Source organism: Streptomyces beijiangensis (assembly GCF_017315755.1).
In the GTDB taxonomy this organism is placed as follows: domain Bacteria; phylum Actinomycetota; class Actinomycetes; order Streptomycetales; family Streptomycetaceae; genus Streptomyces; species Streptomyces beijiangensis.
Window position 1 is genome coordinate 23,705 of the sequence record NZ_JAFLRJ010000091.1, and the last position, 14,527, is coordinate 38,231.

General features: G+C 67.8%; 15 protein-coding genes. 2 read left to right on the plus strand and 13 right to left on the minus strand.

Features of this window, described 5'->3' with window-relative positions; translation table 11 throughout:
* Positions 1-10 precede the first annotated feature (10 nt).
* Genes nuoK through J0695_RS10205 form a run of 11 tightly spaced genes read right to left on the minus strand, consistent with a single transcriptional unit; the run spans position 11 to position 10,798 of the window.
* Positions 11-310: an NADH-quinone oxidoreductase subunit NuoK gene (gene nuoK / locus J0695_RS10155; protein ID WP_206961567.1), complete on the minus strand. Its 300-nt coding sequence runs from the start codon at positions 308-310 to the stop codon at positions 11-13.
* On the minus strand, positions 307-1,143 hold the full coding sequence (locus J0695_RS10160; protein WP_206961568.1) for an NADH-quinone oxidoreductase subunit J: 837 nt from the start codon (positions 1,141-1,143) through the stop codon (positions 307-309). The genes nuoK and J0695_RS10160 overlap by 4 nt, the downstream gene beginning before the upstream one ends.
* The gene (nuoI, locus tag J0695_RS10165) at positions 1,140-1,739 is read right to left on the minus strand and encodes an NADH-quinone oxidoreductase subunit NuoI (RefSeq protein WP_206961569.1); all 600 of its coding nucleotides are present in this window, start codon (positions 1,737-1,739) and stop codon (positions 1,140-1,142) included. Before nuoI ends, J0695_RS10160 begins: the two co-directional genes overlap by 4 nt.
* A complete protein-coding gene (nuoH, locus tag J0695_RS10170) occupies positions 1,732-3,093 on the minus strand; it encodes an NADH-quinone oxidoreductase subunit NuoH (protein WP_206961570.1) in 1,362 nt (453 codons plus the stop codon). Before nuoH ends, nuoI begins: the two co-directional genes overlap by 8 nt.
* Complete coding sequence (locus tag J0695_RS10175; RefSeq protein ID WP_206961571.1) at positions 3,090-5,627, minus strand: NADH-quinone oxidoreductase subunit G; 2,538 nt, start codon at positions 5,625-5,627, stop codon at positions 3,090-3,092. Before J0695_RS10175 ends, nuoH begins: the two co-directional genes overlap by 4 nt.
* Positions 5,624-6,997 (minus strand): NADH-quinone oxidoreductase subunit NuoF, encoded by a 1,374-nt coding sequence (nuoF, locus tag J0695_RS10180; RefSeq protein WP_206961572.1) that lies wholly within the window; start codon positions 6,995-6,997, stop codon positions 5,624-5,626. Before nuoF ends, J0695_RS10175 begins: the two co-directional genes overlap by 4 nt.
* Positions 6,994-7,809, minus strand: coding sequence for an NADH-quinone oxidoreductase subunit NuoE (gene nuoE, locus J0695_RS10185; protein WP_206961581.1), 816 nt, complete (start codon positions 7,807-7,809; stop codon positions 6,994-6,996). The genes nuoF and nuoE overlap by 4 nt, the downstream gene beginning before the upstream one ends.
* A 20-nt stretch (positions 7,810-7,829) precedes the next feature.
* A complete protein-coding gene (locus tag J0695_RS10190; RefSeq protein WP_206961573.1) occupies positions 7,830-9,152 on the minus strand; it encodes an NADH-quinone oxidoreductase subunit D in 1,323 nt (440 codons plus the stop codon).
* Positions 9,152-9,868 (minus strand): NADH-quinone oxidoreductase subunit C, encoded by a 717-nt coding sequence (locus J0695_RS10195; RefSeq protein WP_206961574.1) that lies wholly within the window; start codon positions 9,866-9,868, stop codon positions 9,152-9,154. Before J0695_RS10195 ends, J0695_RS10190 begins: the two co-directional genes overlap by 1 nt.
* Positions 9,865-10,419 carry a NuoB/complex I 20 kDa subunit family protein gene (locus tag J0695_RS10200; RefSeq protein ID WP_206961575.1) on the minus strand — a complete coding sequence of 185 codons (555 nt, stop codon included), beginning with the start codon at positions 10,417-10,419 and terminating at the stop codon, positions 9,865-9,867. The genes J0695_RS10195 and J0695_RS10200 overlap by 4 nt, the downstream gene beginning before the upstream one ends.
* 19 nt (positions 10,420-10,438) lie before the next feature.
* Complete coding sequence (locus J0695_RS10205; RefSeq protein ID WP_206961576.1) at positions 10,439-10,798, minus strand: NADH-quinone oxidoreductase subunit A; 360 nt, start codon at positions 10,796-10,798, stop codon at positions 10,439-10,441.
* Between the two features lie 694 nt (positions 10,799-11,492).
* Between J0695_RS10205 and J0695_RS10210 the strand changes: the two genes are divergently transcribed.
* The gene (locus J0695_RS10210) at positions 11,493-12,326 is read left to right on the plus strand and encodes a C40 family peptidase (RefSeq protein WP_206961577.1); all 834 of its coding nucleotides are present in this window, start codon (positions 11,493-11,495) and stop codon (positions 12,324-12,326) included.
* 155 nt (positions 12,327-12,481) lie between these two features.
* Here the strand turns inward: J0695_RS10210 and J0695_RS10215 are convergent, their stop codons facing one another.
* Positions 12,482-13,765 (minus strand): geranylgeranyl reductase family protein, encoded by a 1,284-nt coding sequence (locus J0695_RS10215; protein WP_206961578.1) that lies wholly within the window; start codon positions 13,763-13,765, stop codon positions 12,482-12,484.
* Between the two features lie 100 nt (positions 13,766-13,865).
* Here J0695_RS10215 and J0695_RS10220 point away from each other — a divergent pair, with 100 nt between their 5' ends.
* Positions 13,866-14,381, plus strand: coding sequence for a GNAT family N-acetyltransferase (locus tag J0695_RS10220; protein ID WP_307798534.1), 516 nt, complete (start codon positions 13,866-13,868; stop codon positions 14,379-14,381).
* A 27-nt stretch (positions 14,382-14,408) separates the two neighbouring features.
* Here the strand turns inward: J0695_RS10220 and J0695_RS10225 are convergent.
* A partial coding sequence (locus J0695_RS10225; RefSeq protein ID WP_206961583.1) for a class I SAM-dependent methyltransferase occupies positions 14,409-14,527 on the minus strand: 119 nt, incomplete at its 5' end.

The following is a 14,527-nucleotide window of genomic DNA, read 5'->3' on the forward strand; positions in this document are numbered from 1 at the left end:
CAGCGACCCCTTACAGCTTCATCAGGCTGGCATCGTCGACCGAGGCCGAGTGACGGGCACGGAAGAGCGACACGATGATCGCGAGCCCGACCACGACCTCGGCGGCGGCGACAACCATCGTGAAGAACGCGATGATCTGGCCGTCGAGGTTGCCGTGCATACGGGAGAAGGCGACGAACGCGAGGTTGCAGGCGTTGAGCATCAGCTCCACGCACATGAAGACCACGATCGCGTTCCGCCGGATCAGCACCCCGGCCGCACCGATGGTGAACAACAGTGAGGCGAGGTACAGGTAGTTGACCGGGTTCACTTGGCCGCCTCCTCTTCTTCCCGGGGGCTGCTGTCATGGCCGCGTCCGAGGCGGTCCTCCGAGCGCTGCTCCAGCGCCTTGAGATCGGCGAGCGCCTCGCTCGACACATCCCGGATCTGACCGCGCTGGCGCAGCGTCTGCATGACGGTGAGCTCCGACGGCGTGCCGTCGGGGAGCAGTCCTGCGACGTCCACCGCGTTGTGCCGGGCGTACACGCCGGGGGCGGGCAGCGGCGGCAGATGGCTGGAGCGCGTACGCGCCTCGGACATCTCCCGCTGGGTCGCGGCCCGTTCGGTGCGCTCGCGGTGCGTGAGCACCATCGCGCCGACGGCGGCCGTGATCAGCAGGGCGCCGGTGATCTCGAAGGCGAAGACGTACTTGGTGAAGATGAGGGTCGCCAGGCCCTGTACGTTCCCAGCGGCGTTGGCCTGGCCCAGGCCGTTGAAGTGCGTGAGCGAGGCGTTCCCGATCCCCGCGATCAGCAGCACTCCGAAGCCGAGCCCGCAGGCGACCGCCAGCCAGCGCTGGCCCTTGATGGTCTCCTGCAGCGAATCCGCGGCCGTGACACCGACCAGCATGACGACGAAGAGAAAGAGCATCATGATCGCGCCGGTGTAGACGACGATCTGGACGATGCCCAGGAAGTACGCACCGTTGGCGAGGTAGAAGACCGCCAGGATGATCATGGTTCCGGCGAGACAGAGCGCGCTGTGAACGGCCCTCCTCATCAGGACCGTGGAGAGCGCGCCGATGACGGCGACCGTGCCGAGCACCCAGAACTGCAAGGCCTCGCCTGTCGAGGTGGTGGTCGCAGCCGCAGCCAGGCCGGTCATGCCTCCACCCCCTCTTCGGCGGGCTCCGTCGCCGACTCGCCCTTGGAGACGGCCACTTGGCGCACCGTGCCGGGAGCGGCTTCCGTCACCAGACCCCGGTAGTAGTCCTGCTCGTCCGTCCCGGGGAAGATCGAGTGCGGCGACTCGACCATGCCCTCGTCCAGACCGGCGAGCAGCTGCTCCTTGGTGTAGATCAGGCTCTCGCGGCTGCTGTCGGCCAGTTCGAACTCGTTCGTCATCGTCAGCGCCCGGGTCGGGCAGGCTTCGATGCAGAGTCCGCAGAGGATGCAGCGGGCGTAGTTGATCTGGTAGACGCGGCCGTACCGCTCACCCGGGGAGTAACGCTCCTCCTCGGTGTTGTCCGCGCCCTCCACATAGATCGCGTCCGCCGGACAGGCCCAGGCGCACAGCTCGCACCCGATGCACTTCTCCAGTCCGTCCGGATGCCGGTTGAGCTGGTGCCGCCCGTGGAAGCGCGGCGCCGTCGTCTTCTCCTGCTCCGGATACTGCTCGGTCAGCCGCTTCTTGAACATGGCCTTGAAGGTCACGCCGAAGCCGGCCACAGGGTTCTGCCAGGGGGAAGATCCGTCAGGCATCGTCCGCCTCCTTTCCGTCACTCACAGTGTCGCCCCCACCACTGACAATCAACTCCCGCTCCCTGCGCGGGCGCCGCCTGGGCACCGGTGGAAGACTCTGGCCGGGCAGCGGCGGTACGGGGAATCCGCCCGCCATCGGGTCGAACGCGGCGTCGGACGCGGCCTCTTCGGCCACCTCGCTCCGCTCCTTCTTGTCGCGGAAGATGTCCACGACGAAGGAGAGCAGCAGGATCGCCACGACCGCCCCGCCGACGTACAGCACGATCTGGTTGAAGGCGTAGTCCTCGTTGCGCAGCGCCCGCACGGTGGCGACCAGCATCAGCCACACCACCGAGACCGGGATGAGCACCTTCCAGCCCAGCTTCATCAACTGGTCGTAGCGCACACGCGGCAGCGTGCCGCGGAGCCAGATGAAGAAGAAGAGCAGCAGCTGCACCTTGATGACGAACCAGAGCATCGGCCACCAGCCGTGGTTCGCACCCTCCCAGTACGTGGAGATCGGCGCCGGCGCCCGCCAGCCGCCCAGGAAGAGGGTGGCCGAGACGGCGGAGACGGTGACCATGTTGACGTACTCGGCCAGCATGAACATCGCGAACTTGATCGACGAGTACTCGGTGTTGAAGCCGCCGACCAGGTCGCCCTCGGACTCCGGCATGTCGAACGGGGCGCGGTTGGTCTCACCGATCATCGTGATGATGTAGATGATGAAGGAGACCGGCAGCAGGATGATGAACCAGCGGTCCTTCTGCGCATCGACGATCGCCGACGTCGACATCGACCCCGAGTAGAGGAAGACCGAGGCGAAGGCGGCGCCCATCGCGATCTCGTACGAGATCATCTGCGCGCAGGAGCGGAGGCCGCCGAGCAGCGGGTACGTCGACCCGGACGACCAGCCGGCGAGCACGATGCCGTAGATGCCGACCGAGGCGACCGCGAGGATGTAGAGCATCGCGATCGGAAGGTCGGTGAGCTGCATCGTGGTGCGCTGGCCGAAGATCGACACTTCGTTGCCGGCCGGTCCGAAGGGGATCACCGCGATCGCCATGAAGGCCGGGATCGCGGCGATGATCGGAGCAAGGACGTAGACGACCTTGTCCGCCCGCTTGACGATCACGTCTTCCTTCAGCATCAGCTTGATGCCGTCGGCGAGCGACTGGAGCATGCCCCAGGGACCGTGCCGGTTGGGGCCGATCCGCAGCTGCATCCAGGCGACGACCTTGCGCTCCCACACGATGGAGAAGAGCACGGTGATCATCAGGAACGCGAAGCAGAAGACGGCCTTGACGACGACGAGCCACCAGGGGTCGCGGCCGAACATGGAGAGATCTTCTGCCGCGAGGTAGTAGTGGGTCATACCTCCACCTCTGTGGCGGTCGCGGGTGCGGCGGGGGCGGCAGGTGCGGCGGAAAGTCTGACCAGATCACCCGGGCGGGCCCCGACATCCGTGGGCACGCCCCCGCCCACCGAGTTGAGCGGGACCCAGACCACGCGGTCGGGCATGTCCGTCACCTGCAGCGGGAGTTGGAGAGCGCCCGCGGGTCCTGTGACGGCGAGGAGATCGCCGTCCTTGACCCCGGTCTCGGCCGCCGTGACGGCGGAGAGGCGGGCGACCGCCGTATGACGGGTGCCTGCCAGGGCCTCGTCGCCGTCCTGGAGCCTTCCCTGGTCGAGAAGGAGACGGTGACCTGCGAGAACGGCCTCGCCCTCGGAGGGGCGTGGCAGTTGCAGGGCCGACTCGATCGGGTCGTCGGCGTGCCGGCCTTCCCAGGCGCCCAGGCGGTCCATCTCGGTACGTACGGACTTGATGTCCGGCAGCGCGAAGTGGACGTCCAGGGCGTCGGCCAGCATGTGCAGGACACGCGAGTCCGCGGGGGCCAGCCGGCGCGTCATCTGCTCCGGCTTGAGCGCGGCCTCGAACATCCGCGCCCTGCCCTCCCAGTTGAGGAAGGTGCCGGGCTTCTCGGCGACCGCGGCCACCGGGAAGACGACGTCGGCGCGGTCGGTGACCTCGCTGGACCGCAGCTCCAGGGAGACCAGGAAGCCGACCTCGTCGAGCGCCTGGAGCGCCCGCTTCGGGTCCGGCAGGTCCGCCGTCTCGACGCCTGCGACGAGCAGGGCGCTCAGCTCGCCGGAGGTGGCGGCCTCGAGGATCTGACCGGTGTCGCGTCCGTAGCGGTGCGGCAGTTCGCGCACCCCCCAGGCCGACGCGACTTCCTCGCGGGCCCGCGGATCGGTGGCCGGGCGGCCACCGGGCAGCAGCGACGGGATCGCACCCGCCTCCACCGCGCCGCGCTCGCCGGCCCGCCGCGGGATCCACACCAGGGTGGCGCCGGTGGCGGCGGCAGTACGTACTGCCGCGGTCAGCGCTCCGGGGACGGCGGCCAGCCGCTCGCCCACGACGATCACCGCGCCCCCGGTCCGCAGGGCCTCCGCCGCCTTCTGGCCTTCGGCGTCGAGTCCGACGCCGCCGGACAGGGCGTCCAGCCACTCGGTCTCGGTGCCGGGTGCGGCGGGGAGCAGTACGCCACCCGCCTTCTCCAGTCCGCGCGTTGCGTGCGAGGCGAGGGAGAAGGTGCGCTGGCCGTGCTTGCGGTGCGCCTTGCGCAGCCGCAGGAAGACGCCGGGCGCCTCCTCCTCGGACTCGAACCCGACCAGGAGGACCGCGGGGGCCTTTTCGAGCGTCGTGTACGTGAGCCCGCTGCCGTCCAGGTCCCGTCCGCGGCCCGCGACCCGGGCGGCCAGGAAGTCGGCCTCCTCGGCGGAGTGGGCGCGGGCACGGAAGTCGACGTCATTGGTGTCGAGGGCGATCCGCGCGAACTTGGCGTAGGCGTAGGCGTCCTCGACCGTGAGGCGGCCCCCGGTGAGGACGCCGGTGCGGCCCCTCGCGGCGGAGAGTCCGCGGGCGGCGGCCTCCAGTGCCTCGGGCCAGCTCGCCGGCTCCAGGACGCCTTCGGAGTTGCGTACCAGCGGAGTGGTCAGCCGGTCGGGGCGCTGTGCGTAACGGAAGCCGAAACGTCCCTTGTCGCACATCCACTCCTCGTTGACCTCGGGGTCGTTGGCGGCGAGCCGCCGCAGGACCTTGCCGCGCCGGTGGTCGGTGCGGGTCGCGCAGCCGCCCGCGCAGTGCTCGCAGACGGAGGGCGAGGAGACCAGGTCGAAGGGGCGCGAGCGGAAGCGGTACGCCGCCGAGGTGAGCGCGCCGACCGGGCAGATCTGGATGGTGTTGCCGGAGAAGTACGACTCGAAGGGGTCGCCCTCGCCGGTGCCGACCTGCTGGAGCGCGCCGCGCTCGATCAGCTCGATCATCGGGTCGCCCGCGACCTGGTTGGAGAAGCGGGTGCAGCGGGCGCAGAGCACGCAGCGCTCGCGGTCGAGGAGGACCTGGGTGGAGATCGGGACGGGCTTCTCGAACGTCCGCTTCTTGCCGTCGAAGCGGGAGTCGGCGCCGCCGTGGGACATCGCCTGGTTCTGCAGGGGGCACTCGCCGCCCTTGTCGCAGACCGGGCAGTCCAGCGGGTGGTTGATGAGGAGGAGTTCCATCACCCCGCGCTGGGCCTTTTCGGCGACCTGCGAGGTGATCTGCGACTTGACGACCATGCCGTCGGTGCAGGTGATGGTGCAGGAAGCCATCGGCTTGCGCTGGCCCTCGACCTCGACGATGCACTGGCGGCAGGCGCCTACGGGGTCGAGGAGGGGGTGGTCGCAGAAGCGCGGGATCTCGATGCCGAGGAGCTCGGCGGCACGGATAACCAGGGTCCCCTTGGGGACGGAGATCTCGATGCCGTCGATCGTCAGCGAGACGAGGTCTTCCGGCGGTACCGCCGCCTCGCCGCCTCCGGAGGAGCGCTTGCCCGCGGCGGAGCCGCTCGTGGGATTCAGCACGGTCATGCGTTCACCTCCGTGGTGCGGGCGGACCGGTCGGCCCAGACGGTCGACTTGGCCGGGTCGAAGGGGCAGCCCTTGCCGGTGATGTGCTGCTCGTACTCCTCGCGGAAGTACTTGAGCGAGGAGAAGATCGGCGACGCGGCGCCGTCCCCGAGCGCGCAGAACGACTTGCCGTTGATGTTGTCGGCGATGTCGTTGAGCTTGTCGAGGTCGGAGAGCTGCCCCTTGCCCGCCTCGATGTCACGGAGCAACTGGACGAGCCAGTACGTTCCTTCGCGGCAGGGCGTGCACTTGCCGCAGGACTCGTGGGCGTAGAACTCGGTCCAGCGGGTGACGGCACGCACCACGCACGTCGTCTCGTCGAAGCACTGGAGCGCCTTGGTGCCGAGCATCGAACCTGCCGCGCCCACACCCTCGTAGTCGAGGGCCACGTCGAGGTGTTCCTCGGTGAACATCGGGGTCGAAGACCCGCCCGGTGTCCAGAACTTGAGGCGGTGGCCTTCGCGGATTCCGCCGCTCATGTCGAGGAGCTGGCGCAGGGTGATGCCGAGGGGTGCCTCGTACTGACCGGGGTTGGTGACATGCCCGCTCAGCGAATAGAGCGTGAAGCCGGGGGACTTCTCGCTCCCCATCGATTTGAACCAGTCCTTGCCTTTGGTCAGGATTGCGGGAACCGAGGCGATGGACTCCACGTTATTGACAACAGTGGGGCATGCATAAAGGCCCGCGACGGCAGGGAAAGGAGGACGGAGTCGCGGCTGGCCACGGCGGCCTTCGAGCGAGTCGAGCAGTGCGGTCTCTTCACCACAGATGTACGCGCCCGCGCCCGCGTGCACGGTGATCTCCAGGTTGAGCCCGCTGCCCAGGATGTTCTCGCCGAGGTAGCCCGCCGCGTAGGCCTCACGGACGGCCTCGTGCAACCGCCGCAGTACGGGGACGACTTCACCGCGCAGATAAATGAATGCGTGGCTCGACCGGATCGCGTAACACGCGATGATCATGCCCTCGATGAGGCTGTGCGGATTGGCGAAGAGGAGCGGGATGTCCTTGCAGGTCCCGGGCTCCGATTCGTCAGCGTTGACAACTAGATAGTGCGGCTTTCCATCGCCCTGCGGAATGAACTGCCATTTCATTCCGGTGGGGAAGCCTGCGCCGCCACGGCCGCGCAGTCCCGAGTCCTTCACGTACGCGATGAGGTCGTCGGGCGCCATGGCGAGGGCCTTCTTCAGGCCCTCGTACCCGTCGTGACGCTTGTAGGTCTCCAGGGTCCAGGAGTTGGGCTGGTCCCAGAAGGCCGAGAGGACGGGCGCGAGCAGCTTCTCCGGGCTGCTTCCGTTCCCGTTTCCTTCGATCTCGGTGGCCACGGTCATCACTCCCCCTCCTCGGCGACAGGTCCGGCCGGGTTCGCCGGGTCGGAGGCCGAGGTCTCTTGCGGTGCGTCATGCGAGCTGAGGTGCTCGGCACCGGGCTGTGGCGGTGCGTCCTGCGGGGCTTCGCCGCGCGGAGCCACGACCCGGGGCGCCGGGGTCTCGCCCTTGGCCAGACGCAGACCGATCAGTGAGGCGTGGCCCGCGCCGCCGGTCGCCTCGACGGCGCCGGGGCGCTCGTCGGGGAATCCGGCCAGGATCCGGGCGGTCTCCTTGTACGTACAGAGAGGAGCGCCCCGGGTGGGTTCGACCTGGCGGCCCGCCTGCAGGTCGTCGACGAGCTGCTTGGCGGAGGCGGGGGTCTGGTCGTCGAAGAACTCCCAGTTGACCATCACCACCGGCGCGAAGTCGCAGGCCGCGTTGCACTCGATGTGCTCGAGCGTGACCTTGCCGTCCGCAGTGGTCTCGTTGTTGCCGACGCCGAGGTGCTCCTTGAGCTCCTCGAAGATCTCGTCGCCGCCCATGACCGCGCAGAGGGTGTTGGTGCACACCCCGACCTGGTAGTCGCCGGAGGGCTTCCGGCGGTACATGGAGTAGAAGGTGGAGACGGCGGTGACCTCGGCGGTGGTCAGGCCCAGCTGACCGGCGCAGAAGCGGACACCGGTCCGCGTGACGTACCCCTCCTCCGACTGCACGAGGTGCAGCAACGGCAGCAGGGCACTGCGGCTGTCGGGATAGCGGGCGATGACTTCCTTGGCGTCCGCTTCGAGCCTGGCGCGCACATCGGCCGGGTACTCGGGGGCAGGGAGCTGGGGCATGCCCAGTGAGACATCCGTCATTACCGGTCGACGCCTCCCATCACAGGGTCGATGGAGGCGACGGCGACGATGACGTCGGCGACCTGGCCGCCCTCGCACATCGCCGCCATGGCCTGCAGATTGGTGAAGGACGGGTCGCGGAAGTGGACCCGGTACGGGCGGGTGCCGCCGTCGGAGACGACATGCACGCCGAGTTCGCCCTTGGGGGACTCGACCGCTGCGTACGCCTGTCCGGCGGGGACCCGGAAGCCCTCGGTCACCAGCTTGAAGTGGTGGATCAGGGACTCCATGGAGGTGCCCATGATCTGCTTGATGTGATCGAGGGAGTTGCCGAGTCCGTCAGGGCCGAGCGCGAGCTGCGCGGGCCAGGCGATCTTCTTGTCGGCGACCATGACCGGGCCCGGCTCGAGGCGGTCCAGGCACTGCTCGACGATCCGCAGCGACTGGCGCATCTCTTCCAGCCGGATCAGGAAGCGGCCGTAGGAGTCGCAGCTGTCGGCGGTCGGGACCTCGAAGTCGTAGGTCTCGTAGCCGCAGTACGGGTCGGTCTTGCGCAGGTCGTGCGGGAGTCCGGCCGAGCGCAGGACAGGTCCTGTCGCTCCCAGGGCCATGGCGCCGGCCAGGTCCAGATAGCCGACGTCCTGCATACGGGCCTTGAAGATCGGGTTCCCGGTGGCGAGCTTGTCGTACTCGGGGAGGTTCTTGCGCATCGTCTTCACGAACTCGCGCAGCTGGTCCACAGCGCCCGGGGGCAGGTCCTGGGCCAGTCCTCCGGGACGGACGAAGGCGTGGTTCATCCGCAGGCCGGTGATCAGCTCGAAGATGTCGAGGATCAGTTCACGGTCCCGGAAGCCGTAGATCATGATCGTCGTGGCTCCCAGCTCCATGCCGCCGGTGGCGATGCACACCAGGTGGGAGGAGAGCCTGTTGAGCTCCATCAGGAGCACGCGGATGGCCGTCGCGCGGTCGGGGATGTCGTCGGTGATGCCGAGGAGCTTCTCGACGCCGAGGCAGTAGGCCGTCTCGTTGAAGAAGGGCGTCAGATAGTCCATGCGCGTGACGAACGTGGTGCCCTGCGTCCAGTTCCGGAATTCGAGGTTCTTCTCGATGCCGGTGTGGAGATAGCCGATGCCGCAGCGGGCCTCGGTGACGGTCTCGCCGTCGATCTCCAGGATCAGGCGGAGCACGCCGTGGGTGGACGGGTGCTGGGGGCCCATGTTGACGACGATGCGCTCGTCGTCGGCCTTGGCCGCCGCCTGGACGACCTCGTCCCAGTCGCCGCCGGTGACTGTATATACAGTCCCCTCGGTCGTCTCGCGTGCGGAAGCATGTGAAGTAGACATCAGCTGTAAGACCTCCGCTGGTCCGGAGCCGGGATCTGGGCGCCCTTGTACTCGACGGCGATGCCGCCCAGGGGGTAGTCCTTGCGCTGCGGGTGGCCCGGCCAGTCGTCCGGCATCATGATCCGGGTGAGAGCCGGGTGACCCTCGAAGATCAGCCCGAAGAAGTCGTAGGTCTCGCGCTCGTGCCAGTCGTTGGTCGGGTAGACCGCGACCAGGGACGGGACGCGGGGGTCCGTGTCCGGCGCGGAGACCTCCAGCCGGATCAGCCGACCGTGGGTGAGCGAGCGCAAGTGGTAGACGGCGTGCAGCTCGCGGCCCTTGTCTTCGAGGAAGTGGACGCCGGAGACGCCCGTACAGAGCTCGAAGCGCAGTGCCGGATCGTCGCGCAGGGTGCGCGCCACGGTCAGCAGGTGCTCGCGGGCGATGTGGAAAGTGAGTTCGCCGCGGTCGACGACCGTCTTCTCGATGGCGTTCTCGGGGACGAGTCCCTGTTCTTCGAGGGCGCCTTCGAGTTCGTCGGCCACCTCGTCGAAGTAGGAGCCGTAGGGCCTGGCGGTGGCCCCGGGCAGGGCCACGGTCCGGACGAGGCCGCCGTAGCCGGAGGTGTCGCCGCCGTTGTTGGCGCCGAACATTCCCTTCCGTACGCGGATGACCTCACCGGAGTCGTCGCGCTGGGCCGGGACGCCGTTGGCGTTCTGCTCAGTTGCGTCGGTCACCGCAGCAGCCCCTTCATCTCGATCAGCGGGAGCGCCTTCAGGGCCGCTTCCTCCGCCTCGCGTGCAGCCTCCACCTGATTGACCCCGAGCTTGGAGCTCTGAATCTTCTGGTGGAGCTTGAGGATCGCGTCGATCAACATCTCGGGACGCGGCGGGCAACCGGGCAAATAGATATCTACCGGTACAATGTGGTCAACACCCTGAACAATTGCGTAATTGTTGAACATACCGCCCGAAGAGGCGCAAACCCCCATGGAGATAACCCACTTGGGGTTCGGCATCTGGTCATAGACCTGCCGCAGGACGGGCGCCATCTTCTGACTGACCCGCCCTGCCACGATCATCAGGTCCGCCTGCCGCGGCGATCCGCGGAAGACCTCCATGCCGAATCGGGCGAGGTCGTACCGCCCGGCACCCGTCGTCATCATCTCGATGGCGCAACAGGCCAGGCCGAAGGTGGCAGGGAAGACGGAGGACTTCCGTACCCAGCCAGCGGCCTGTTCGACAGTGGTCAGCAGGAAACCGCTCGGCAGCTTCTCTTCGAGTCCCATTGGTGTGCCCCTCAGCCCCTCAGTCCCATTCCAGCCCGCCGCGCCGCCATACATACGCATAGGCGACGAAGACGGTGAGCACGAAGAGCAGCATCTCCACGAGCCCGAAAATCCCCAGGGAGTCGAAGGTGACCGCCCAGGGATAGAGGAAGACGATCTCGATGTCGAAGACGATGAACAACATCGCCGTCAGGTAGTACTTGATGGGAAAGCGGCCGCCTCCGGCCGGTGTTGGCGTCGGTTCGATACCGCACTCGTACGCCTCGAGCTTCGCCCGGTTGTAGCGCTTGGGACCGACCAGCGTGGCCGTGACCACGGAGAAGATCGCAAAGCCCGCCCCGAGAGCGCCGAGCACGAGGATGGGCGCGTAGGCATTCACGCTCCTCGCTCCTTCCAGTCGTCCTTGACCGTTGGACCGCAACGGGCTCTCGCGTCCCGCCCACTCGACGAAGATCGCGAATATGTGAAGCAGGTCACAAGCCCGGCTGCCCCGCATCCTATGCCTGCCGGTCTGTGATCTGCGACACGGGTTACAACAACGCCTTTGTGATCTCCACCACCTGACGAAGGATCATGAAGTCGGATGAGCGGTGATCTTCATACGCGAAGCGCCTGAGTGATCACTAGTCGTGACATCTGGGAGTGTTGCCGCTGGTCGGAGGCGTGCGGCTCTATCAAGTGATGGCCACTGCAGGCAAATTGGCGATGGACCGCGACGGGTGGTAGAAGCCCCGGACTCACCCGCGCGAGGGAGTCCGGGCGACGAAGGTGGACGCGCGAGTGTGTTCGCGAGTTCACAGGCGGCTGACGGACGGTCATCCGGTGACCTGCGTCACACGAATAAGGGCGTCATGAAACGGGGCTTGGCCAACCGTGTGAACGGATGGTAAGCACCGGGCAATTCGGGCGTATTACAGAAACCCCTGTTCACGGCGGGGATCGGGCATGCCCGAATTGCCCGTTACGGCGTCAATAAGGGCCGTCAGGAGGCGGATTGGGCCGCTCCGGACGTAACTGTGGCGCAACACACGTTTCTTGATGGCAACCGCAAACCCCTGATAGCCGTAGTTCTCATGTCCCACACCGCTCACATACCCAGCCACCGGAAGCCCCGCCGAAACGCCGCGACGGCAGCGGTCCGCGCCGGAGTTACCGGTGGCGTCCTCACTGCCATCGCCGTAGCCGGCGCCGCTCTCCCGGCGAACGCTGCCGAGCCGGTGACCGAGACCATCGAGATGCCCGTTCTCACCTCCGGTCTCGCTCCCGCCGCAGCCGCTTCCGCCGACGCCACCCAGCAGGCCGCCGCAGAGCTCCAGCAGCAGGCCCAGCAGGACGCCGCAGCCAAGGACGCGGCCAAGGACGCCAAGAAGGCCAAGGACGTCGCTGACGCCAAGGCCAAGGCCGAAGCCAAGAAGAAGGCCGAAGCGAAGGCCAAGGCGAAGGCCGCGGCCGAGGAGCGCGCCTCGCGTTCCTCCGCGCGCACCACGCTCTCCGCCTCCACCACGTCTTCCTCTTCCTCCTCTTCTTCCTCGGTCTCCACCGCGGGCCTGTCCGGCTCCGCCGCGTCGATCGTCAGCTTCGTGAAGTCCCACATCGGCGACGCCTACGTCTCCGGCGGCACGGGCTCCAGCTCCTGGGACTGCTCCGGCCTCGTCCAGGCCGCGTACAAGTCCGTCAATGTCGACCTGCCCCGCGTCTCGCAGGACCAGTCGACCGTCGGCACCCAGGTCTCGCTGTCCAACCTGCAGGCCGGCGACATCCTCTACTGGGGTTCGGCAGGCAGCGCCTACCACGTCGCGATCTACGTCGGCGGCGGCAACTTCGTCGGCGCGCAGAACTCCAGCACCGGTGTCGTCGAGCGCCCGCTCGACTACGACCAGCCGACCGGCGCGGTCCGCGTTCTCTGAGCACCACCTGATCTGTACGGAAATGCCCGAAGGGCCCGTATCCCCCGCTCGGGGTACGGGCCCTTCGGTATGCGGCAGAGGGCAGGAAACAGGCCGCTGGCCGGCGTACAGCCCGGGGCGCGACTTGCCCCCCGGCACGGACCTGGCGTGGCCGCTCAGGCCTTCGGAGCCACCTTCGAGAGGCCGTTGATGATCCGGTCCGCCGCGTCGCCGCCCGTCGGGTCGGTCAGGTTCGCCAGCATCTTCAGCGTGAACTTCATCAGCACCGGGTGCGTCAGACCGCGCTGTGCCGCGATCTTCATGACCTTCGGGTTGCCGATCAGCTTCACGAAAGCGCGGCCCAGCGTGTAGTACCCGCCGTAGGTCTCCTTGAGAATCTTCGGGTAGCTCTGCAGCGCCAGTTCGCGCTGCGCGTCGGTCGCCCGGGCGTGCGCCTGGACGATCACATCGGCGGCGATCTGCCCTGATTCCATGGCGTATGCGATGCCCTCCCCGTTGAAGGGGTTCACCAGACCGCCCGCGTCACCGACCAGCAGCAGGCCCTTGGTGTAGTGCGGCTGGCGGTTGAAGGCCATCGGCAGGGCGGCGCCGCGGATCGGCATCGTCATGTTCTCGGGTACGTAACCCCACTCCGCCGGCATCGAGGCGCACCAGGCCTTCAGCACCTCGCGCCAGTCCAGCTCCTTGAAGGCGGACGAGGAGTTGAGAATTCCGAGGCCGACGTTGGAGGTGCCGTCGCCCATGCCGAAGATCCAGCCGTAGCCGGGCAGCAGCCGGTCCTGCTCGCCGCGCCGGTCCCACAGCTCCAGCCAGGACTCCAGGTAGTCGTCGTCATGGCGGGGCGAGGTGAAGTACGTACGGACCGCGACGCCCATCGGGCGGTCCTCGCGGCGGTGCAGGCCCATCGCGACCGACAGACGCGTGGAGTTGCCGTCGGCGGCGACCACGAGCGGCGCGTGGAAGGTGACGGGCGTCTTCTCCTCGCCCATCTTGGCGTGGACGCCGGTGATGCGGCCCGTGCGGTCGTCGATGATCGGGGCGCCGACGTTGCAGCGCTCGTGCAGCCGGGCGCCTGCCTTCTGCGCCTGCCGTGCCAGCTGCTCGTCGAAGTCGTCGCGCTTGCGCACCAGACCGTAGTCGGGGAAGGAGGCGAGCTCCGGCCAGTCCAGCTGGAGGCGCACACCGCCGCCGATGATGCGCAGGCCCTTGTTGCGCAGCCAGCCCGCCTCCTCGGAGATGTCGATCCCCATCGAGACGAGCTGCTTGGTGGCGCGCGGGGTGAGGCCGTCGCCGCAGACCTTCTCGCGCGGGAAGGCGGTCTTCTCCAGGAGAAGTACGTCGAGGCCGGCCTTGGCCAGGTAGTACGCAGTGGTGGAGCCGGCTGGGCCTGCCCCGACGACGATCACATCTGCACTGTGTTCGGAGAGGGGCTCGGTCACGGCGGGTTCTCCCGAAGACTCGAATTCGCGTGCCGATCGGCACCGGTCATGGGCAGTCTATGGGGGTCCCGTGATCGGAATTCCGAAGGGTGAGTACGAAGTGACCCAGTCTGCCGCTCTGCCTGCCGTAGCGCTGCGTGTACCGACCGAGGAGGACGCCTTCGCCTGGCACCGGCTCTTCGCCGATCCGGAGGTGATGGAGTTCCACGGCGGAAAGAACGCCGAGCTCTCCGTGTACGAGGAACTGACCGCCCGCCAGCGCAGGCACGACGCCGAACACGGCTTCTGTCTCTGGACGATGGTCGACGCGGAGGGCACGGCCGTGGGCTTCACCGGCGCCCAGCCGTGGCCGCACCCGGAGTTCGGCCCGGTGGGCGAGATCGAGATCGGCTGGCGGCTCGGCCGGCAGTACTGGGGGAAGGGGTACGTCACCGCCGCGGCCCGCACCACCCTGGAGCGGGTGCGGGACGCGGGGGTCGAACAGGTGCACGCGATGGTCAACGCCCGTAACGAGCGCTCCATCGCGGTGACGCGGCGGCTCGGCATGGACCTCGCGGAGACCTTCGTCCTGCCGAAGTCGCAGGAGCGGGGCCACCGTTACCTGCTGACCCTGTAGCTGTAACGCCTTAACGCCTTAACGCCTTCAGCTCTTGGTGCCACGGTGCAGCGCGACGATCCCGCCCGTCAGATTGCGCCAGGCCACGCCGGACCAGCCGGCCCGCTGCAGCTTCGCTGCGAGCTCCGGCTGGTCCGGCGTGGCCT